This window comes from Paenisporosarcina sp. (genome assembly GCF_049671445.1).
Classification (GTDB): domain Bacteria; phylum Bacillota; class Bacilli; order Bacillales_A; family Planococcaceae; genus Paenisporosarcina.
In genome coordinates, this window is record NZ_JBATUX010000118.1 from 232,780 (window position 1) to 252,632 (window position 19,853).

Annotated in this window: 23 protein-coding genes and 1 pseudogene; 21 read left to right on the top strand and 3 right to left on the bottom strand. The window is 37.0% G+C overall.

What is annotated here, in order from left to right; genetic code table 11:
* Window positions 1-103: 103 nt before the first annotated feature.
* Window positions 104-322, bottom strand: a pseudogene (locus WBG45_RS15150) (YitT family protein); the annotation flags it as partial.
* A 115-nt stretch (window positions 323-437) separates the two neighbouring features.
* Here WBG45_RS15150 and WBG45_RS15155 point away from each other — a divergent pair.
* The 3 genes from WBG45_RS15155 to WBG45_RS15165 are packed head-to-tail and all read left to right on the top strand — an operon-like array spanning window position 438 to window position 2,088.
* Window positions 438-890, top strand: coding sequence for a MarR family winged helix-turn-helix transcriptional regulator (locus tag WBG45_RS15155; RefSeq protein WP_424415856.1), 453 nt, complete (start codon window positions 438-440; stop codon window positions 888-890).
* Window positions 891-915: 25 nt separating this feature from the next.
* Complete coding sequence (locus WBG45_RS15160; RefSeq protein WP_424415858.1) at window positions 916-1,434, top strand: GNAT family N-acetyltransferase; 519 nt, start codon at window positions 916-918, stop codon at window positions 1,432-1,434.
* Between the two features lie 24 nt (window positions 1,435-1,458).
* Complete coding sequence (locus WBG45_RS15165; protein ID WP_424415860.1) at window positions 1,459-2,088, top strand: FMN-binding negative transcriptional regulator; 630 nt, start codon at window positions 1,459-1,461, stop codon at window positions 2,086-2,088.
* A gap of 263 nt (window positions 2,089-2,351) precedes the next feature.
* On the opposite strand, the gene WBG45_RS15170 is transcribed toward WBG45_RS15165, so the two are convergent.
* Window positions 2,352-3,344 (bottom strand): asparaginase, encoded by a 993-nt coding sequence (locus tag WBG45_RS15170; RefSeq protein ID WP_424415862.1) that lies wholly within the window; start codon window positions 3,342-3,344, stop codon window positions 2,352-2,354.
* 56 nt (window positions 3,345-3,400) lie between these two features.
* Here WBG45_RS15170 and prsW point away from each other — a divergent pair, with 56 nt between their 5' ends.
* From prsW to WBG45_RS15225, 11 genes are all read left to right on the top strand, one after another.
* Window positions 3,401-4,084 (top strand): glutamic-type intramembrane protease PrsW, encoded by a 684-nt coding sequence (gene prsW, locus WBG45_RS15175; RefSeq protein WP_424415864.1) that lies wholly within the window; start codon window positions 3,401-3,403, stop codon window positions 4,082-4,084.
* A gap of 85 nt (window positions 4,085-4,169) precedes the next feature.
* Window positions 4,170-4,967, top strand: coding sequence for a spore cortex-lytic enzyme (sleB, locus tag WBG45_RS15180; RefSeq protein ID WP_424415866.1), 798 nt, complete (start codon window positions 4,170-4,172; stop codon window positions 4,965-4,967).
* Between the two features lie 11 nt (window positions 4,968-4,978).
* Complete coding sequence (locus WBG45_RS15185; protein WP_424415868.1) at window positions 4,979-6,268, top strand: PepSY1/2 domain-containing protein; 1,290 nt, start codon at window positions 4,979-4,981, stop codon at window positions 6,266-6,268.
* A gap of 230 nt (window positions 6,269-6,498) precedes the next feature.
* Window positions 6,499-7,173 carry a (d)CMP kinase gene (gene cmk / locus WBG45_RS15190; protein ID WP_424415870.1) on the top strand — a complete coding sequence of 225 codons (675 nt, stop codon included), beginning with the start codon at window positions 6,499-6,501 and terminating at the stop codon, window positions 7,171-7,173.
* Window positions 7,174-7,758 (top strand): lysophospholipid acyltransferase family protein, encoded by a 585-nt coding sequence (locus WBG45_RS15195; RefSeq protein WP_424415872.1) that lies wholly within the window; start codon window positions 7,174-7,176, stop codon window positions 7,756-7,758.
* Window positions 7,759-7,853: 95 nt separating this feature from the next.
* Window positions 7,854-8,993 carry a 30S ribosomal protein S1 gene (rpsA, locus tag WBG45_RS15200; RefSeq protein ID WP_424415874.1) on the top strand — a complete coding sequence of 380 codons (1,140 nt, stop codon included), beginning with the start codon at window positions 7,854-7,856 and terminating at the stop codon, window positions 8,991-8,993.
* 12 nt (window positions 8,994-9,005) lie between these two features.
* Window positions 9,006-10,058, top strand: a complete 1,053-nt coding sequence (fni, locus tag WBG45_RS15205) for a type 2 isopentenyl-diphosphate Delta-isomerase (RefSeq protein WP_424415876.1) — start codon at window positions 9,006-9,008, stop codon at window positions 10,056-10,058.
* A gap of 236 nt (window positions 10,059-10,294) precedes the next feature.
* Window positions 10,295-11,605, top strand: a complete 1,311-nt coding sequence (der, locus tag WBG45_RS15210) for a ribosome biogenesis GTPase Der (protein WP_424415878.1) — start codon at window positions 10,295-10,297, stop codon at window positions 11,603-11,605.
* 27 nt (window positions 11,606-11,632) lie between these two features.
* Complete coding sequence (locus tag WBG45_RS15215; RefSeq protein ID WP_424415880.1) at window positions 11,633-12,655, top strand: NAD(P)H-dependent glycerol-3-phosphate dehydrogenase; 1,023 nt, start codon at window positions 11,633-11,635, stop codon at window positions 12,653-12,655.
* Window positions 12,656-12,746: 91 nt separating this feature from the next.
* Entirely contained in the window at window positions 12,747-12,950 is a 204-nt protein-coding gene (locus WBG45_RS15220) for a DUF2768 domain-containing protein (protein ID WP_024534867.1), read from the top strand.
* Between the two features lie 9 nt (window positions 12,951-12,959).
* Window positions 12,960-13,676 carry a hypothetical protein gene (locus tag WBG45_RS15225; RefSeq protein WP_424415883.1) on the top strand — a complete coding sequence of 239 codons (717 nt, stop codon included), beginning with the start codon at window positions 12,960-12,962 and terminating at the stop codon, window positions 13,674-13,676.
* Between the two features lie 29 nt (window positions 13,677-13,705).
* Here WBG45_RS15225 and WBG45_RS15230 read toward each other — a convergent pair whose 3' ends face one another.
* On the bottom strand, window positions 13,706-13,909 hold the full coding sequence (locus WBG45_RS15230; protein ID WP_424415885.1) for a hypothetical protein: 204 nt from the start codon (window positions 13,907-13,909) through the stop codon (window positions 13,706-13,708).
* Between the two features lie 58 nt (window positions 13,910-13,967).
* On the opposite strand from WBG45_RS15230, the gene spoIVA reads away from it, so the two are divergent.
* From spoIVA to hepT, 7 genes are all read left to right on the top strand, one after another.
* Window positions 13,968-15,446 (top strand): stage IV sporulation protein A, encoded by a 1,479-nt coding sequence (gene spoIVA / locus WBG45_RS15235; RefSeq protein WP_424415886.1) that lies wholly within the window; start codon window positions 13,968-13,970, stop codon window positions 15,444-15,446.
* Window positions 15,447-15,620: 174 nt separating this feature from the next.
* Window positions 15,621-15,893, top strand: a complete 273-nt coding sequence (locus WBG45_RS15240) for an HU family DNA-binding protein (protein WP_024534864.1) — start codon at window positions 15,621-15,623, stop codon at window positions 15,891-15,893.
* Window positions 15,894-16,408: 515 nt separating this feature from the next.
* On the top strand, window positions 16,409-16,978 hold the full coding sequence (gene folE / locus WBG45_RS15245; RefSeq protein WP_424415888.1) for a GTP cyclohydrolase I FolE: 570 nt from the start codon (window positions 16,409-16,411) through the stop codon (window positions 16,976-16,978).
* Between the two features lie 71 nt (window positions 16,979-17,049).
* Window positions 17,050-17,271, top strand: coding sequence for a trp RNA-binding attenuation protein MtrB (gene mtrB, locus WBG45_RS15250; protein WP_424415890.1), 222 nt, complete (start codon window positions 17,050-17,052; stop codon window positions 17,269-17,271).
* An 84-nt stretch (window positions 17,272-17,355) separates the two neighbouring features.
* On the top strand, window positions 17,356-18,144 hold the full coding sequence (locus tag WBG45_RS15255) for a heptaprenyl diphosphate synthase component 1 (protein ID WP_424415892.1): 789 nt from the start codon (window positions 17,356-17,358) through the stop codon (window positions 18,142-18,144).
* Between the two features lie 7 nt (window positions 18,145-18,151).
* Complete coding sequence (locus WBG45_RS15260; RefSeq protein ID WP_424415893.1) at window positions 18,152-18,853, top strand: demethylmenaquinone methyltransferase; 702 nt, start codon at window positions 18,152-18,154, stop codon at window positions 18,851-18,853.
* A 23-nt stretch (window positions 18,854-18,876) separates the two neighbouring features.
* The gene (gene hepT, locus WBG45_RS15265; protein ID WP_424415895.1) at window positions 18,877-19,851 is read left to right on the top strand and encodes a heptaprenyl diphosphate synthase component II; all 975 of its coding nucleotides are present in this window, start codon (window positions 18,877-18,879) and stop codon (window positions 19,849-19,851) included.
* Window positions 19,852-19,853: the final 2 nt, after the last annotated feature.

Sequence of the window (19,853 nt, forward strand, 5' to 3'; positions counted from 1 at the left end):
TCTTCTGATAATCGGTTATATGTTAACTAAAGTCTAATGCTTTTCCAATAGGACATGAAAAAATTAAAGATTAGCCCTCCTAAAAAGACGATTAATATAGTTCCAATCCGAATACTTCCGGTCTTCGTCTTTTTAAAATTGAATTGCAGCCGATCAGAAAGAGGGCCAGTAAAATCTCCCAAATTCCCACCGTAAGCCCCAAATTCATGGACATACCTACCAATACGGAATCAAATGGCGGCGTTTCAAGATCGAATTGAATCGTACAAGAAAACACAAGGGTTAATAGTGAAATTCCTATTACATAAAAAATATATTTCATTTTTTTTATCGTTTTTATCGTTGTTTTTATTGCAAATGCAACAAAAGTAGTACAAGATGAATATAGTCATATATTATTGCGTTTGCAACAAAAATAGTCACTGAGGAGTTTATTTATGAAGGAAATTCTACGTGAAATCGGCATGATTGCAAGAGCATTGGATTCAATCAGCAATATAGAATTCAAAGAATTTGACCTTACCAAAGGGCAGTATTTGTACTTGGTGAGAATTTGTGAGAACCCGGGAATCATTCAGGAACAGTTAGTGGAGATGATCAAAGTGGACCGATCTACAGCAACTCGTGCTATCCAAAAACTAGAAATAAACGGCTTTATTGGAAAGAAAGAAGATCCATACAACAAAAAAATCAAAAGACTCTTTCCGACGGAGAAAGGGAAAACGGTATTCCCTTTCATCAAAAGAGAAAATGATTATTCCAATCTCGTTGCTTTAGAAGGATTTTCCGAAAAGGAAGCAGAAAACACTTTCAATTTGCTACAGCGAATCAGGAAAAATGTCGAAAAAGACTGGGAATTTGTAAAAAAGGGAAACAAGAGAGACTATTGATGAGAAAAAGGAGCGACTGATTGAAATGCCAATGACGATTAAGAAATGTATGCTTGAAGATTTACGAGAACTTCAAAAAATCAGTGTTGAAACATTCACCGAGACTTTCAAGGATCAGAATTCACCCGAACACTTGAATGCCTATTTGGAAAGGGCCTATAACTTGGACCAACTAGAACAGGAATTAACCAATCGTTTTTCGCAATTCTTTTTTGTTTATATCACTCAGGAAGTCGCTGGATACCTGAAGGTTAATATCGATGAGGCACAGTCGGAAGCAATGGGCGCTGACTCACTTGAAGTTGAGCGGATTTATGTTAAGAAAAAATTCCAAAAGCACGGGGTTGGGAAGCAGCTTCTAAATAAAGCGCTGGAAATTGCGCTGGAACAGAAGAAAAAGAAAATCTGGCTGGGCGTCTGGGAAGAAAATGAAAATGCAATTGCGTTCTATCAGAAAAAGGGGTTTGTCAAAACGGGTGCGCACTCTTTTTATATGGGTGATGATGAGCAAGTGGACTTGATCATGACAAAAACACTCCAATAAAATTTTTGCGAGAGGCGGATCACCATGTATTCTCCAAAATATTTTAAGGTCACAAGTTTTGACGAAATACTGGATTTTGTTCGACTAAATGCATTTGGAACGCTCATCACCACAAAAAAAGGAAAACCCATTGGGAGCCACTTGCCTTTGCAGATTATTAAAGAAAAAGATGCATACTATATACCCGGGCATATGGCTTATGGGAATCCTCAGTGGAGAACATTCGAAACCTGCGATGATGTACTCGTTATATTCCAAGGACCGCACGCTTATATCTCTTCTTCTTGGTATGAACACGAAAATGTCCCGACGTGGAACTACCAAGCTGTTCATATCTATGGAAGAGGCAGTATTTTAGGCGAAGAAGAATTGAAACAGGACCTGACGAGGTTACTGCAAAAATACGAGAAGCAACGTGAGAATCCTGTTCTGTGGGATAAGCTCTCCCCTTCTTTATTGGAAAAAGAACTGAAAGGTATTGTTGGATTCAAGATCAAGGTGGAGGAAATTCAGGCCGCCTATAAATTAAGCCAGAACCGTAATGAAACGGATTATATGAACATCATTGAACAATTACAAAATGAAGAAAGACCCGACTCGAAACGAATGGGCGAACTGATGGAAAAGAGATTAAGTGATCAAACTACTTTATAAAGACGGTTCTGGAAAATAAAAGAAACTATTATTATGATTCATCTATTCTTAAACCAATAGTAAGTGCGTTCGTATAAGGACACTTTTATGAACGGAACAAAAGGGCTAGAAATGATAAGAGGACGTTCATAAAAGTGATTAAACACTTTATGAACGTCCTCTTATTTTCAGATACATTTGAGAACGTTTTTCTTCGGTTAAAATAAGCGCATGTGAGATAAATGTTTATCTGATTCTTTACATTAAGTTAAAGAAATAACAACTTACTCAAACCATGTAGGAAGGGGACGTACGAGATTCGTATCAGAAAGTCCAATTAACAACTTAATTCTCGCCTTTTGCCCGCTAAGTCCATGAGCGAATAAAACACCCATACCTTCAAGCATCTTTCCTCCACCTTCGTAACCGTATACTGGTTGTGCTATACCGTTGTAACATCTAGACACTAATACAACAGGAATATGTTGATTAATTAATTGTTGAATCCCGGGAACGATTGCTGGGGGCACATTTCCTTGTCCTAAGCACTCCAATACTATGCCATCATATCCGGCACTTGCCACGTGTATCAGCAAGTCTGCATCCATACCAGCATAGACTTTTAACATGGCAACTCTTTTACTGATTACATTCAACTCAAACGTGTCACGTCTGATTGGTGTGTGGTGGAAATGTACACCCGTTTTTGTTATCAATCCAATCGGCCCATATTGAGGACTTTGAAAGGTCGAGACATTGCTAGTTGATGTTTTTGTGACATTTTGTGCTGTATGTATTTCATCATTCATCACTACCAGCACACCTTTACCGTAAGCATCTTTAGCACTAGCAACTCTGACAGCTGATAACAAATTATAAACACCGTCAGCACCAATTTCGTTTGATGAGCGCATGGCACCAGTTAATATAATGGGTATATCGCTTTTTACTGTTAAGTCTAAGAAGTATGCAGTCTCTTCTAATGTATCTGTACCGTGGGTAATGACAAACCCTTCTACTTTTCCAGCTGATATTTGCTGATCGATAATTTCTTTAATTTCTAACATTTCTTTCGGTGTTATGTGTGGAGAAGGGAAATTGAATGCTTCAATTTCATGAATATCCGCATACTCCATTAATTTATCAATCTCTGCTGTTAATGGGTTTGAATCTCCTGTGATAACTGCTCCTGATTCACTATGAACATGCATAGATATTGTTCCACCTGTATGGATCACAACTATTTTTTTCACTTCAAAATTCCTCCGTCCATTCATTCATCAATTGTCGTAATAATGATATAATTAATCTATTAAAAGGAGGCGAGCGCAACTTGATAATTTTACTATCTGTGGCAATCGCTCCAGGACTTGCTCTTTTCAGTTATTTTTATTTGCGAAATCAAATATCTTCAGAGCCTTCACGATCATTGTTTCATACATTTATATATGGTGCTATTTTAACCTTTCCTATTCTCTTCATTCAACATGTGTTTGAATTCGAAAACATATTTCGTTCAGCGTTTATTACAAATGTTTTATTCACAAGTACACTTGAAGAGTTCTTTAAGTGGCTCATTTTAGTAATGGTGATTTATCAACATGTCGATTTTGAAGATCCTTACGATGGTATTCTTTATGGTGTTAGTGTTTCTTTAGGATTTGCAACAGTAGAAAACATTTTATACTTATTAACATATGGTTTAGACACGGCATTCTTACGAGCTTTATTACCAGTATCAAGTCATGCAATATTTGGTGTTGTAATGGGCTATTATTTAGGACGTGCAAAGTTTGCTGTAAGTAAATCTTCAAAACCTTTACTATTTATTGCATTGCTAGCTCCATTATGTTTACACATGATTTATAATGGAATTCTAGCTATTGAAGGAATATGGTTGTATTTTATGATTCCTTTTATGCTTTTCTTATGGTGGCTATGTTTAACCAAAGTAAAACAAGCTCATTTAATGACACTTCAACATTTTCAAACACGAGCAGAAATAAGGGACATGTAATAAAACCAATTTTATTAAATTGGTTTTATTTTTTTTTGTATAAAATCCGTATAATTCCTCATTCTAAAAAAAAGGAGAAATGTTTATGCGAAAAAATAAATGGCTAATTTGGTTTGTTACTTTGTGTTTGCTAACAATGTCTTTAAGTACTCCAAAACATTCTGAAGCATTTTCTGGTCAAGTGATTGAGCTTGGTGCTTTTGGGGATGATGTAATTGAATTACAAGCGCGATTACAATATATCGGATTTTACAAAAATCAGATAGATGGTGATTTTGGATACGCTACCTATTGGGCATTACGTAATTTCCAAGAAAAAAACGGTTTGCCGATTGACGGAGTAGCTGGACAGAAAACCAAAACGAAACTTGTTAACACCACAGACTATAATAAAGAGTTTGTGCAAAATCAATTGAATAAGGGTAATCGATTTACACACTATGGCGGACAACCATTAGAACAACAAGTGAAAAAAGGGACAACTTCAGGAGCCAAAAAAACTGAACAAGTTAAACTTCCTGCGAAATACTCACAACAGGATTTACAACTTATGGCCAATGCAGTTTACGGAGAAGCTCGCGGAGAGCCATACGAAGGACAAGTTGCAGTAGCATCAGTCATTTTAAACCGTATTGAAGACTCAGAATTCCCAAATACCGTAAGTGGAGTAATCTTTCAACCACTAGCTTTTACAGCAGTTGCTGACGGACAAATTTGGCTTACACCAAATGCACGTGCTAAAGAGGCGGTTCTTGACGCTATAAATGGTTGGGATCCAACTGAAAATGCACTTTATTATTTCAATCCAGACACAGCTACCAGTGAATGGATATGGACCCGATCACAAATTAAAACAATAGGGAAACATATATTCTGCGAATGAGGAGGGATAACATGAAGATTATTACAAGCTTATTAGCAGTTAGTGTAATTATTTTGGGCGTATTTTTATATACTTCTAAGCAAAACGAGCTAGCTTTAGAAAATGATTTGAGAGCCCAATACACGAATCGGATGACGGAAGCGTCAGAAAAACTTAATGAATTACAAGAATCAGTTCAAAGTGCTACAGTTTACAAGGATCCAGCTGCACAAGCAGAACCACTTGAAGAGATTTGGAGACTTTCTTCAGAAATCAAAAGTGATATTTCTTCGCTACCACTCCAACAAGATTTTTCGAATGAATGGATGAATTACTTAGGTCGTCTTGGAGATTATGCGAAATTAAAGAGTCAAGGCAAAGTGCCAGAAGAAAAATGGTTAACAGTGACAACAAACGTAGCAAAAAATTTAGATGAATTTTCATATGAATGGCAAAATGCTTCAACAGAATTATTAGCAAAACAACAATCATTTTCGAAATGGCAAAAAGAAATCAAAGCAGCTCAACCTTCTGAACAATGGTCTAAAATGTCGAAGACAGTTAAGGGCTATTCGGAAAGTGATTTTCCTCTAACCGCGAGTGAATCGGACGATCAAAAGAAAAAAGATTTAAAAGCAATGAAAGATAAACCCGTTACAGAAAAACAAGTAGTAAAAGAAATGAAAGAAACGTTTCCACTATTGAAAAATGCTAAGATAGTTGTTTCATCCAGCAAACCTGGAGCTTCGTATCCGTTTTATCATATTTCATTCAACGAAGGAATTCGAACTGGGTATATGGATTACACACAAAAAGGTGGACATCTGTTATCCATGTTAATTGAACGTCCAATTGGAAAAGAACGTATACCTCAAGAACAAATGAAAGGAAAGGCCAAAGAAGCTGTTAAGGCATATGGATTTGAAGATGTTGAATTAGTGGAATCACGTGAAAATCATTTAGTTTGGCATGTTGTTTTTGTTCGTTTGGATCCAGTGAACAAAGCTCGAGTTTATGCAGATGCAATACAATTAAAACTAGCCAAAGATGATGGAGAAATCCTAGGTGTCAACACGATGGAATATATCCAAAAAGAAAAGCTACCAGAGCAAAAATTAGTACCTGTAAATTGGAAGGAATATTTTACAGATCAAGTTACCATTCAGAGTGAAGTACTAGCGTATACCGAAAACAATGAACTCCAACAACGTCTTTGTTATGAAGTAATGGTGTTAAAAGAGACCAAAGATGATAGTCACACATTCAGAATTTTAGTCGATACAGAAACGCATGAAGTATTGAATTCTGAAATGATGTATTAGGAGAATATTGGATAGTTGCAACGAAACAACAAAAGTTGCAACCAAATCGATAAAGTTGCAACCAAATCACGAAAGTTGCAACCAAAAGCCAAAAGTTGCAACGAAACCAAAATGTCACGATAAAAAATCCGATTTTAATTAAATTACCAGCTACGAAAGCTCACGCTAGTGGGCTTTTTTTTTTACTCCTGTGGTACAATTATGTGTGAGAACGTATAGGAGTGGATGATGTGAAAAACAGTATACAAATAGCAATTGATGGGCCAGCAGCAGCTGGAAAAAGCACCATTGCAAAGCTAGCGGCTGAAGAACTTGGTTTTACATATATTGATACAGGAGCTATGTATCGAGCAATTACGTATAAAGCACTTGAACGTCACATAGATTTAGAAAATGAAGAGGCTTTAACAAACTTGCTTCTAGAAACTAAAATTGATTTAATCCCGTCACATGATGGACAACTTGTTTTTTTAGATGGTGAGAATGTTTCTGAAGCGATTCGCTCTACCTTAGTGACATCTTCTGTTTCTGAAGTAGCTGCACATGCAAGTCTGCGAGAAGAAATGGTAAGACGACAATTAAAAATGGCGGAAAGTGGTGGTGTGGTGATGGACGGTCGCGACATCGGCACACATGTATTAGTTCACGCCGAACTAAAGGTCTTTATGTCTGCAACAGTAGATGAACGAGCAAAACGACGCCAGTTGGATAATGAGCGACGTGGAATCAATTCACATGTAGATCAACTGAAAAAAGAGATTGCAGAACGAGACAAAATGGATAGCGAACGAGAAGCTTCACCTCTTATACAGGCAACAGATGCAATTTACTTGGATACAACAAACTTAACAATTAATGAAGCTGCTAATCACATTATTCAATTAGCGAAGGAAAGGATGAGCTAAATGAACATGTACCAATTCGCAAAAAATCTTGTGTGGACAACACTAAAGCCAATATATCGTTTTGACATAAAAGGCTTAGAACATTTTCCTGAAACAGGAGGAGTATTGGTTTGCTCAAATCATATCGATGCTCTTGATCCACCTGTGGTAGGAATAACTGCCCCAAGACCGGTTCATTTTATGGCAAAAGAAGAGCTGTTTAACATGCCGATATTAAAACCTTTATTGCCAAAATTAAATGCGTTTCCTGTTAAAAGAGGATTAAGTGACCGTGAAGCATTAAGAAGAGCATTAGCTTTATTGAAAAATGGAGATGTAATGGGTCTTTTCCCTGAAGGTACTCGTAGTAAGGATGGTAAGCTCGGGAAAGGCTTTTCAGGAGCTGGTTTTTTTGCTTTAAAAGGTGATGCTGACGTTGTACCGTGTGCCATTATCGGTCCTTATAAGCCATTCAAGCGACTAAAAGTGGTGTATGGCAAGCCGATTATCATGCAGCCTTATCGCGATCGAAAAGCGACTGCAGATGAAGTGACATTAGTAATTATGAGTGAAATTCAAAAGCTATTAAACGATAATAAGTCATAAAATTTAGTTTTTTTCCAAATTAAAGGGTAAATTTTTGTTTTTATTAGAGAATTCGCATAAAATAAAGATTGGAACGTTGTGAAGGAGGATGCTATATGTCTGAGGAAATGAACTTGCAGGAAAACCAGGACTTCCGTGAAGGAAATCTTGTAAAAGGTACGGTTGCCCAAGTTGAGGATAAGGCAGTTACTGTCACAATTGAAGGTGCACCGTTTGATGGGATAATTCCGATAAGTGAACTGTCAAGCTTGCACATTGAAAAAGCTTCTGACGTCGTTTCCATCGGTGACGAATTAAATTTAATCATTACAAAAGTTGAAGACGACAATTTTGTGTTGTCTAAACGTAAAGTTGATGCCGCTGAAGCTTGGGATTCATTAGAACAAAAGTTTCATAGTGGAGAAATCATTGAAGCAGAAGTGAAGGACGTAGTAAAGGGTGGACTTGTAGTTGACCTTGGATTGCGTGGATTTGTTCCAGCTTCATTAGTTGAAGATCACTTTGTTGAATCGTTCGATGATTACAAAGGAAAAGTCTTAACATTTATCATTGTTGAAATGGAAAAAGATAAAAATCGATTAATCTTGTCTCATCGTGCAGTAGTTGAAGCTCAAAAAGAGTCAAACAAAAAAGATGTAATTGACCACATTCACGCTGGAGATGTATTAACTGGTACTGTACAACGAATTGCCGCTTTCGGTGCTTTTGTAGATTTAGGTGGAGTAGATGGACTTGTTCATATCTCTCAACTATCACATGAGCATGTTGAGCAGGTTTCGGACGTTATTCATGAAGGTCAAGAAGTTAAAGTGAAAGTATTGTCTGTAGACCGTGATAGCGAGCGTATTTCCCTATCAATAAAAGATACGCTTCCAGGACCGTGGGAAGGTATCGAGGATAAAGCACCTCGAGGATCAGTTCAAACAGGCACTATTAAACGTCTAGTTTCATACGGTGCATTTGTAGAAGTATTCCCAGGTATTGAGGGTCTTGTTCATATTTCTCAAATTGCTCATTCTCATATCGGCACGCCGCATGAAGTGTTGAAAGAAGGGCAAGAAGTACAAGTGAAAGTGTTAGACGTCAACAAAAAAGATAAACGATTATCACTGAGCATTAAAGATTTACTTGAAAAAGAAGATGGGTATTCAGGGACTGATTACGAAATGCCTGAAGAATCAAAAGGTTTTTCAATCAGTGATGTAATTGGAGATAAATTAAAACACTTTAAATAATGGAGAAAAACAATGACTAGAGCTGAACGAAAATTAGACCACATAAGACACGCGTTGTCGACAGGACAATCAAGAGCAACATGGTTAGATGATATTCGTTTTGTACATCAGGCTCTTCCCGATAGTAGCTGGGATAATGTGTCTTTGCATACTCAAATTGGCGAACTTGTTTTCGGTTCGCCTTTTTTTATTAATGCAATGACTGGAGGAGGAGGGGCTAAGACGACTGAGTTGAATAGTCAATTAGCTCGTATTTCTCGTGAAATGAATATTCCAATGGCGGTTGGATCTCAAATGGCCGCAATTAAAAATCCAGAAGAAATTGCCACTTATTCCACCGTTCGAAAAGAAAATCCGGACGGTTTGATATTTGCCAATTTAGGCAGTGAAGCATCAGTAGATCAAGCCAAGAGAGCTGTCGATATGCTGGAAGCTAACGCTCTTCAAATACACCTCAATGTAATCCAAGAGTTGACCATGCCTGAAGGGGATCGTGACTTCAAAGGGGCATTGAATCGAATAGAACAGCTTGTAAACGAATTGGATATACCGGTTATCGTTAAAGAAACAGGTTTTGGAATTTCTCGAGAAGCGGCTATGAAACTTCAATCAATTAATGTAGCGGCTATCGATGTAGGTGGCTTTGGTGGAACCAATTTTGCGGCGATTGAAAATGAACGCCGAAAGCGCAAACTTGCTTATTTTAATGACTGGGGAGTTCCGACAGCTGCAGCGTTAATTGAAACCTCTAACCTCAATTCTAAAATTCCCGTACTTGCTTCTGGAGGAATCCAACATGCACTCGATATGGTAAAATGTTTATCGCTCGGTGCCTCTGCAGTAGGTTTGGCTGGCAAAGTATTAAAAACCTTAGTTGAAGAAGGCGAACTGGCCACGATGGAAGAAATCAAAGAAATTAATGAAGATTTGACTATGTTAATGGTGTCGCTTGGTGCAAACACGATTCAAGATTTGCAAAAGGTCCCATTAATTATTTCGGGTGAATTACATCATTATTTAACTATCCGTGGTATTGATACATATACATACGCAAATCGTAAATAATAAAGAGATGTAGACATAAACAATGTCTGCATCTCTTTATTTTGGCCATGGAGAATGTTTACGTGACATGAGGATTTTACAAGTAACGACATTCTATCAAACAATTGCATAGGCTAAATCACGAAAAGAAGAGATTTCCTATCACTTCTCCCAGCACCATTATCGAGCGAACATGGCGTTTTACGCGTTTCTTATGTATAATACTTTAGAGAAGAATTTGGAAGGATGTAATAAATATGCCTAAACCGGTAGTAGCAATAGTTGGTCGCCCTAATGTAGGGAAATCAACAATCTTTAATCGAATAGTTGGAGAACGCGTTTCCATCGTGGAAGATATTCCAGGAATAACACGTGATCGTATATATAGTTCGGCTGATTGGCTAGCTCATGAATTTAATTTAATTGATACAGGTGGAATTGACATTGGGGACGAGCCTTTCTTAGAACAGATTCGTGCCCAAGCTGAAATTGCCATTCAAGAAGCAGACGTTATTATTTTCTTGACGAATGGTCGAGAAGGCGTCACAGCAGCTGATGAGCAAGTAGCAAAAATATTATATAAAACGAAAAAACCTGTTGTGTTAGCAATTAATAAAATTGATAATCCGGATATGCGTCCGATGATCTATGATTTCTATTCATTAGGATTCGGTGAGCCATTCCCGATTTCAGGTTCTCACGGACTTGGTCTTGGAGATTTATTAGATGAAGTAGCGAAGAATTTCCCTGAAGAAGATGAAGAGATTTATCCTGAAAATGTGATCAAGTTTTCACTAATTGGTCGTCCTAATGTTGGAAAGTCTTCTTTAGTGAACTCATTCTTAGGTGATGAGCGTGTTATTGTTAGTGAAATAGCAGGGACAACTCGTGATGCAATTGATACACAATATGAATACGAAGACCAACCATATGTCATCATCGATACAGCGGGGATGCGTAAAAAAGGTAAAGTTTACGAAACCACTGAAAAATATAGTGTGCTTCGTGCATTAAAAGCTATTGAACGCTCTGATGTTGTTTTAGTTGTTATTAACGCAGAAGAAGGAATTCAAGAGCAAGATAAAAAAATTGCTGGGTACGCGCATGAAGCGGGTAAAGCAATTATTATCGTTGTTAATAAATGGGATGCAGTTGAAAAAGATGAGAAAACCATGAATAAAATGACAAAATTAATTCGTGCGCATTTCTTGTTCTTAGACTATGCACCAATTATTTTCGTTTCTGCCGTAACCAAACAACGTGTACACTCTATTTTACCAATTATCAACCGTGTAAGTGAAAATCACGCAATGCGCGTTACTTCTAGTGTCTTAAATGAAGTAATTGAAGACTCAGTTGCTCGTAACCCTGCACCAACAGACAAAGGACGTCGTCTGCGCATTTATTACGCTACTCAAGTTGCGATTAAGCCGCCAACATTTGTGGTATTTGTAAACGAACCAGAAATTATGCATTTCTCATATGAACGATTCTTAGAAAATCGAATTCGTGAATCCTTCGATTTCGAAGGGACACCAATTCGCCTTATTACACGTGCTCGAACGTAATTCGCATAAGTAAGGGAGATTTAATACATGGAAAACATAGTCGTTTTAGGTGCCGGCAGTTGGGGGACAGCTCTTAGTATTGTCCTTGCTGAAAATGGTCACAATTGTTTGGTCTGGTCGCACCGAGAGGATCAATCAAATGAAATTAATCATCAACATTCGAATGAAAAATATCTTCCAGGGACAGTACTTCCTTCTACATTAACAGCGACTTCATCATTAAAAGAAGCGGCCATCCACGGTAAAATAATCGTGATGGCAGTTCCAACTAAAGGGATTCGTGAAGTTTGTCGTGATTTAAGAGAATGGATTCAAGAACCTATTCTTTTTGTTCATGTATCTAAAGGGATTGAACCCGATTCCTTAAAACGAATTTCTGAAGTTATGCGAGAAGAAATACCTGCGCATTTAATTGAAGAAATTGTAGTTCTTTCTGGACCAAGTCACGCAGAAGAAGTGGTGTTAAAACACCCGACTACTGTTACAGCTGCCTGTGAAGATATTCTATATGCTGAAAAAGTACAAGACTTATTCATGAACGGCAATTTTCGTGTATATACCAATTCAGATGTAATTGGCGTCGAAATTGGTGGTGCATTAAAAAATATTATTGCACTAGGTGCCGGCATTTCGGATGGTCTAGGATACGGTGATAATGCAAAGGCTGCTTTAATTACAAGAGGTCTTGCTGAAATTGCTCGTCTTGGAACCAAAATGGGTGCTAATCCCTTAACGTTTTCTGGTTTGACTGGAATTGGTGATTTAATTGTGACTTGTACTAGTGTCCATTCTAGAAACTGGCGTGCTGGAAACCTCTTAGGTAAAGGCATGAAGCTTGATGAAGTATTAGCTCAAATGGGTATGGTTGTAGAAGGCGTTCGAACCACAAAAGCAGCCTATCAATTATCTCAATTTCACAATGTACCAATGCCAATAACTAGCGCTTTATATGCTGTGTTATTTGAACATGTCGACCCTAAAACAGCAGTGGATCAATTAATGGACCGTGTTAAGAAACAAGAGATGGAAGACTTATTTGAATATCTTTAAATCGTCACAAAACAAGAGGTAGTGAGTCTGCACCTCTTGTTTTTTCATGATATACTTATTTGCTGAGAGATAGTGAAGGGTGGTTATATTTATGTCATCACTAGATAAAATGTGGGTTTCATTTGCTTCCATGGGCTTTTTGATGATTTCTATGGGTTTAATTTATATTAGTAGGCACAAAATCAATAATCGTGTAATTAAATTTATTTTTGCAACTGTAGCGTATGTACTTTTAATAGGTGGATTTTTAAGTATGATTTATATTGTATTTAGTGGTCCAACTGGAAGCTCGTGAGGTGGAAAAATGAAAAGAATATCACTTATCAGTCTATTATTTTTTACTTCTATACTGCTAACGGGTTGTATGTACCCAGACTCAGAGCGTGCTGAAAACCAAAAGCCATATGAAGATCAACTATATTCAGTTCAAGTTGCTGTGGAAAAGTATCAAGAGGCATCAGGTGGTTTACTTCCAATAAAAACCAGAGATCAAAGTGTTGATCAATACATTAAGTATCCTATTGAATTTGAAAAAATTGCTCCTGCTTATTTAAGTGAAATTCCGCCAAACGCTTACGAAAATGGTGGACTGTTTCAATATGTCATTATTAATGTAGAAGAAAATCCAACTGTTAAATTAGTTGATTTGCGTTCTGCTGAAAAAATCAGAGACTTAAATATTAAAATTGGCGTGAATGGCTATGGCCCGATAGCTGGGAAAATAGCCGAGAATGTTTACAAATTAGACTATAAAAAAATGGGATATAAGGATGAACAAACGGTTCCAAGTCCTTATTCAGATGTGAACCTCCCGCTAGTTGCTACAGGGGACGGAACGATTTATATCGATTACTCAATTGAATTAAATCGAATTCTTCAAGAAGATAAACCTAATGTAAAACCTGGCGAAGATATTCGTTATCTACTTGTTGAAAAATTCCCTGTGCTACCAGCGTATTCCCTCCCGTATACTGTTAATGAAAATAATGAACCAGAATTCTTGAACAAGGATGTAAAATAAATAAAGTTACTGAATTTAATTTAAAGTCACTATAACTGTATTGTTGATTTCCGTTTCAACACTATTCCATGTACCGAAGCTAGTGCAACGATACATAAAACAATAGCACCGGTCTTCGAAGCTCGTTGGCGTCTTAGAGCTCGTCCTAGGATAGCGTAGCTGTTTTGTGGTATATCGAAAGCAATAGTGAAAATAGCTAATTTAAAAGAAATAAAGACAAACGTTTCATGCATATGCATGAAACGTTTTTTTGGTGCATAAAATAAAGTGCGTAGGAAAGGGGGCCATGATATGGCTGAAGAGCTTTATCAACAAATAGCCGAACGGACAAATGGTGATGTATATATTGGCGTGGTAGGACCGGTGCGAATCGGAAAATCAACTTTTGTGAAACGAGTTATGGAGAGTTTAGTAATTCCTAATATGACAGATGAAGTGGACAGACTTCGTGCACAAGATGAACTACCTCAAAGTTCTCCAGGTGCAGTAATTATGACAGCCGAACCGAAATTCGTACCAGCTCATGGTACTAGCATTCAGGTTGGCGATGACGCATTCCGTTTTAATATTCGCTTAGCGGACTGTGTAGGATATATTGTTGAAGGTGCAAGAGGTTATGAAGATGAGAATGGGCCTAAAATGGTTCATACGCCTTGGCATCATGATCCCATCCCATTCGAAGAAGCTGCACGAATCGGCACAGACAAGGTAATTAGAGATCATTCAACTATCGGAATTGTGATGACTACTGATGGCTCAGTCAACGATATTCCAAGAGCAGCTGTAGAAAAAGTAGAAGAAGAAATTGTTGGCCAGTTAAAAGAAATTGGTAAACCATTTGTAATTTTGCTGAATTGCAGATTTCCAGATAATGATCAAACAGGTCTTTTGCGTCAAGAACTATTCGAGAAGTACAATGTGCCAGTAATTGCAGCAGCAGTTGATCGGATGTCAGTTCATGAAATTCAATTTGTATTAAAAGAAGCACTTTATGAATTTCCTGTGACAACTTTTGAGTTATTAAAACCAGAGTGGATGGACGTTTTGGAAAGTGATCATCCTCTAAAAGAGTCCCTTCAAAATTCATTAGATTCTTGGTCTTCACAAGTTTCAAAAATCCGTGATGTAAAAGATTTGGCTACATTTATAGCGGATGAACCTTATGTTGAACATGCTGAAGTGATTGAAGTGGACGCAGGAAAAGGAAAAGCCTCTATTCAAATCGAAATTACAGATGATGCCTTCCAACAAGCCTATTCGGACTTCTTGGATGAGCCAATTATCACGAAAAAAGACTGGTTATTATACGTTAAAGAATCATCATATGCAAAAAAATCATATTTACGTTTCCATGAAGCCATTGAAATGGCTCAAGAAACTGGTTATGGTGTTACAATGCCATCGGTTCAAGACTTCCAACCTTCTGCTCCAGAATTAATTAAGCAAAATGATTTCTTTGGAGTACGAATGAAAGCAAAAGCACCATCCCTGCACATCATCCGTGTTGACATGGATGCAGAATTCTCGCCATTAATTGGTTCTGAATTCCACAGTCAACAATTGTTAAAAGATTTAAAAGAAGCTTATTATCATAATCGAGAAGCGTTGTGGGCGACATCATTATTTGGGACTCCGCTACACGAGATGTTGAGAGAGAGTATGCGCTATAAATCAGACGCTGTCCCTTCACATGCGAAGAAACGCATGAGAGAAACCATTGAACGTATGGTAAACGAAGGCGATCGCGGTATGGTAACGTTTATCCTATAATAGAGAACAGGACTACGCATTTTCCTATGCGAATAGTCCTGTTCTTTTTATTCTGGATGGATTTTCTGCATGAAGTTGGTAATTGTAGCGGAAATATTGTTGCGTAGCCTTTTTGGTTATGATACTCTTTTTACAAGATTGAGTTTCCATCCCCTTTGAGAGGAGGTGAATGGTGTGAATAAAACAGAATTAGTAAACTCAGTAGCTGAAGCTACAGAACTTTCTAAAAAAGATGCTTCTAAAGCAGTTGATTCGGTATTTGATACAATTCAAGATGCTCTTGCTAAAGGTGAAAAAATCCAACTTATTGGTTTCGGTAACTTTGAGGTTCGTGAACGTGCTGCTCGTAAGGGTCGTAACCCACAAACAGGTATGGAAATCGACATTGCTGCAAGTAAAGTACCTGCTTTCAAACCAGGTAAAGCTCTTAAAGACGCGGTAAAATAAGACGCGTGTAATTACATAAAGAACGGTTTTTGTGAGAAATCACAAAAGCCGTTCTTTTTTGTATGTTCTTTTCGTGTTTCATTTTCCAAATGATATATAGCTAGAAAGAACTCCTTGAAAAGATTGAGATGCTTTTATATCTTTAAGCACCATCATCTCAACTTCTTGGATAATCGTCTTAACTTTCCAAACTTCTTCTAATTCTGAAGAAATAGTATAGTTTGTAAAGTGATAATGCTTTGTAATCAATATGGACATTTAGGCGATTTCGAAGGATCCCTAAAGTAAATTATGAAAAGAATGTAGACTAATTGAGCGATTTTGCGTAACATTTGATGGTATGCTACGATTTACATAGAATTAATACCAAAAATCAGTTGTTTTCATTATCCTTAAATTCATTTGCTTTACTCAAGGAATGAATAGTCAATTTTCAAGTTCACTATTACACGTTAATTTACATAAAGTCGAATACGGCAAAGTTAGTTGTGTTTTATTATTAGGAGGCGTCAAGCATGTCAACGGTTAATTTAGAAAAAATAGAAGAAGCAGTAAAAATGATTTTGGAAGCAGTTGGAGAAAATCCGGATCGTGAAGGATTACTCGAAACACCAAAACGTGTGGCGAAAATGTATGCTGAAATGTTTTCAGGTTTGAATGAAGATCCAAAAGAATATTTTAAAACTGTCTTCCACGAAGATCATGAAGAATTAGTTTTAGTAAAAGATATTCCATTTCATTCAATGTGTGAGCATCATTTAGTTCCATTTTACGGTAAAGCGCACATCGCTTATATTCCGAGAGATGGAGTAGTGACCGGTTTAAGTAAATTAGCAAGGGCTGTTGAAACGACAGCGAGACGTCCACAACTACAAGAAAGAATTACATCGACAATTGCTGATTCAATTATGGAGATGTTAAATCCTTATGGAGTTTATGTGATCATTGAAGCAGAGCATATGTGTATGACCATGCGAGGAATTAAAAAACCTGGAGCAAAAACGGTTACAGCGGTTGCACGTGGTGTTTATGAGAAAGATGATGTAAAGCGCAGTGAGATTTTATCATTCATACAAATGAAATAAGCAAATCATCTTAAAACAATAGGGTATGCTATGATAAATAGATAATTTGGTTCACTTAGGAGGAATGTATAATGGCACAAACAGAATACATTGTGATTCGCGCAGAAGAAGATGGAGTTCATGTCATTGGGTTAACAAGAGGCACTGATACAAAATTTCATCACTCCGAAAAGTTAGATCGTGGAGAAGTTATGATTGCCCAATTTACTGAACATACTTCAGCAATCAAAATTAGAGGAAAAGCAGAAATTCAAACAACACATGGCCAAGTTTTTAGTGAATCTAAAAAATAGAATCTGTCTACGTGAATGAGTAGCGATGCTGTGCTATAATTACAAAATACGACACCGGCAACATAGTGAAATGGAGCACGTACGATGAACGAAAAATTCATTCAAAAAACAATTGAACAATTTCATTCTAAAATATTGAATTATGTCCGTCATCGGACTCTTCGGAAGCATACTGGAGAACCGGATCTTCGTGAAGACCGTTTATTTTTTTTGCTTCTACCATTGTTGAACGGAGATCAGTGGGATGATGAACAAGAACAGTCTGCAATTTCAGTTGCAGTTATTTATAGTGCTTTATCGGCACATGATCAAATTAAAGAATTAAATGCATCCTCTAAGAGCCAACAATTAACTGTATTAGCAGGGGATTACTATAGCGGACTTTACTATCAAATATTAGCTAGCCTTTCAAATATCGACCTAATTCGTTTGCTATCAAATGGAGTAATCGATATTAGTGAGAAAAAAGCATCGGTTTATGATGATGTTAAGCAATCATTTGAAGAGTGGATGGAGACTATTCAAACAATCGAAAGTTTATCTATTGAACAATTTTACGATTATTTTAATTGTGCTGCCTTTAAACCATTTGTTCGTCGTGGATTATTAATTCACCGAATTACATTTGAGTTAGAGCTTGTAAAACAAGGTAAAGTATCTCGTTTCCAAGAATCTTTATCAGATAGTGAACAACATTTAGGTTTTTCTCACACTTGGCTTGTCTTATTGAATCAAGAGCTGGCCATTCAAAAAAATAAATTGATGGAAGAAATTTCACAATCTCATCTACTCAGCCATTCTGTTCAGCAATACTTAGTTGAAATGTATGAACTCCGAATGAATGAGCAAGTGTCTGTCATGAGAGAAAGGTGACATCAGCATGACCAAAACAAAAGAACAACGTGTTCATGAAGTATTTGAAAAAATTTCTGGGAATTACGACAAAATGAATTCCGTCATTAGCTTCCAACAACATAAGAAATGGCGTGAAGACACTATGTCTCGTATGAACGTTCAAGACGGTAGCACAACTTTAGATGTTTGTTGTGGAACTGCTGATTGGACAATTTCAATGGGGCAAGCTGTCGGACCAAATGGCAAAGCGATTGGGTTAGATTTTAGCCAAAATATGTTGAATGTGGGTTATGAGAAAGTAAAAGCATATCCACAAATTGAATTAATTCATGGCAATGCGATGGAATTGCCATTCCCAGATTCAACGTTTGATTATATTACGATTGGTTTTGGCTTGCGAAATGTTCCTGATTATATGCAAGTTTTAAAAGAAATTAACCGTGTTTTAAAGCCGGGCGGGATGTTTGTTTGTTTAGAAACATCACAATCTGAATTACCTGGTTATAAACATTTGTTTCGATTTTATTTTAAATACATCATGCCAGTGTTTGGTAAGCTTTTCGCGAAAAGTTATAAAGAGTATTCTTGGTTACAAGAATCTGCGGAAGATTTCCCTGGAATGAAGGAACTTGCAAAAATGATCGAACAAGCTGGATTTGTTCAAGTTGAATATAAACCATATAGCGGTGGAGCAGCCGCGAGACATATTGGGATGAAAAAAGTTTAATTATTGGGAGTAGGTTACTTGTTGTGGAAAAGATGAAGTTGAAGATGCTCTATTCTGATATGCGTTCAGATTTAGATCTCATCGAAAAAGAATTAGAAATAGCGGTGAATTCGTCTTCAGACTTACTCAATGAAGCTTCTCTTCATTTACTACAAGCGGGCGGAAAGCGAATTCGACCCGTTTTTGTTTTGTTAGCAGCTAAATTTGGGAGTTATCAAATTGACCAAATCATGAATGTTGCAGTACCGTTAGAGCTTATACATATGGCATCTCTTGTACACGATGATGTGATTGACGATTCTGAAATGAGACGTGGACAATTAACGGTGAAAGCACAGTGGAATAATCGAGTCGCCATGTATACCGGCGATTTTATTTTTGCCCGTGCGCTTGAATATATTACCAATATTAAAAATCCACAAGCGCATCGCATTCTTTCTTACACAATGGTCGAAATTTGTGTAGGAGAAATCATTCAGATAGAAGATAAATCTAAATTAGATCAACGTCTTCAAGATTATTTTAGACGCATAAAAAGAAAAACAGCTTTATTAATTGCCTCTAGCTGTCAACTTGGTGCAGTAGTTTCCGGTGCCGATGAGAAAACGGTTTTTCATTTAAAACGATTCGGCCATTATGTTGGAATGTCGTTTCAAATCATAGATGATATTTTGGACTTTACATCGACTGATAAAGAATTAGGTAAACCAGCTGGATCAGACTTAATTCAAGGCAATATAACATTACCGATTCTGTTCTTAAAAGATTCTCCTGAATTTAGACCTGCACTCGAACATGCGATTTCTGGCAATATGACGGAAATTGAGCGGGTTGCATTGGTTAAAAGAATTCGTGAATCAGATGCAATTGCTAAATCAAAAGCCATAAGCAATCGCTATTTACAAAAAGCTTTAATAGAACTTGATTCACTACCCTCATCGCCTGCCAAAAAATCTCTCCGCGAAATTGCGCTTTATATGGGGAAACGTAAATTTTAATA

What these genes read in the sequence shown, in the direction of transcription:
- WBG45_RS15165 (WP_424415860.1), top strand. Translation starts at nt 1,459, where the DNA reads ATGTATTCTCCAAAATATTTTAAGGTCACAAGTTTTGACGAAATACTG.
- der (WP_424415878.1), top strand. Translation starts at nt 10,295, where the DNA reads ATGCCTAAACCGGTAGTAGCAATAGTTGGTCGCCCTAATGTAGGGAAA.
- folE (WP_424415888.1), top strand. Translation starts at nt 16,409, where the DNA reads ATGTCAACGGTTAATTTAGAAAAAATAGAAGAAGCAGTAAAAATGATT.
- WBG45_RS15160 (WP_424415858.1), top strand. Translation starts at nt 916, where the DNA reads ATGCCAATGACGATTAAGAAATGTATGCTTGAAGATTTACGAGAACTT.
- mtrB (WP_424415890.1), top strand. Translation starts at nt 17,050, where the DNA reads ATGGCACAAACAGAATACATTGTGATTCGCGCAGAAGAAGATGGAGTT.
- WBG45_RS15195 (WP_424415872.1), top strand. Translation starts at nt 7,174, where the DNA reads ATGAACATGTACCAATTCGCAAAAAATCTTGTGTGGACAACACTAAAG.
- WBG45_RS15220 (WP_024534867.1), top strand. Translation starts at nt 12,747, where the DNA reads ATGTCATCACTAGATAAAATGTGGGTTTCATTTGCTTCCATGGGCTTT.
- WBG45_RS15260 (WP_424415893.1), top strand. Translation starts at nt 18,152, where the DNA reads ATGACCAAAACAAAAGAACAACGTGTTCATGAAGTATTTGAAAAAATT.
- WBG45_RS15230 (WP_424415885.1), bottom strand. Translation starts at nt 13,909, where the DNA reads ATGCATGAAACGTTTGTCTTTATTTCTTTTAAATTAGCTATTTTCACT.
- WBG45_RS15255 (WP_424415892.1), top strand. Translation starts at nt 17,356, where the DNA reads ATGAACGAAAAATTCATTCAAAAAACAATTGAACAATTTCATTCTAAA.
- WBG45_RS15225 (WP_424415883.1), top strand. Translation starts at nt 12,960, where the DNA reads ATGAAAAGAATATCACTTATCAGTCTATTATTTTTTACTTCTATACTG.
- rpsA (WP_424415874.1), top strand. Translation starts at nt 7,854, where the DNA reads ATGTCTGAGGAAATGAACTTGCAGGAAAACCAGGACTTCCGTGAAGGA.
- WBG45_RS15215 (WP_424415880.1), top strand. Translation starts at nt 11,633, where the DNA reads ATGGAAAACATAGTCGTTTTAGGTGCCGGCAGTTGGGGGACAGCTCTT.
- WBG45_RS15185 (WP_424415868.1), top strand. Translation starts at nt 4,979, where the DNA reads ATGAAGATTATTACAAGCTTATTAGCAGTTAGTGTAATTATTTTGGGC.
- spoIVA (WP_424415886.1), top strand. Translation starts at nt 13,968, where the DNA reads ATGGCTGAAGAGCTTTATCAACAAATAGCCGAACGGACAAATGGTGAT.
- WBG45_RS15155 (WP_424415856.1), top strand. Translation starts at nt 438, where the DNA reads ATGAAGGAAATTCTACGTGAAATCGGCATGATTGCAAGAGCATTGGAT.
- WBG45_RS15170 (WP_424415862.1), bottom strand. Translation starts at nt 3,344, where the DNA reads ATGAATGGACGGAGGAATTTTGAAGTGAAAAAAATAGTTGTGATCCAT.
- fni (WP_424415876.1), top strand. Translation starts at nt 9,006, where the DNA reads ATGACTAGAGCTGAACGAAAATTAGACCACATAAGACACGCGTTGTCG.
- sleB (WP_424415866.1), top strand. Translation starts at nt 4,170, where the DNA reads ATGCGAAAAAATAAATGGCTAATTTGGTTTGTTACTTTGTGTTTGCTA.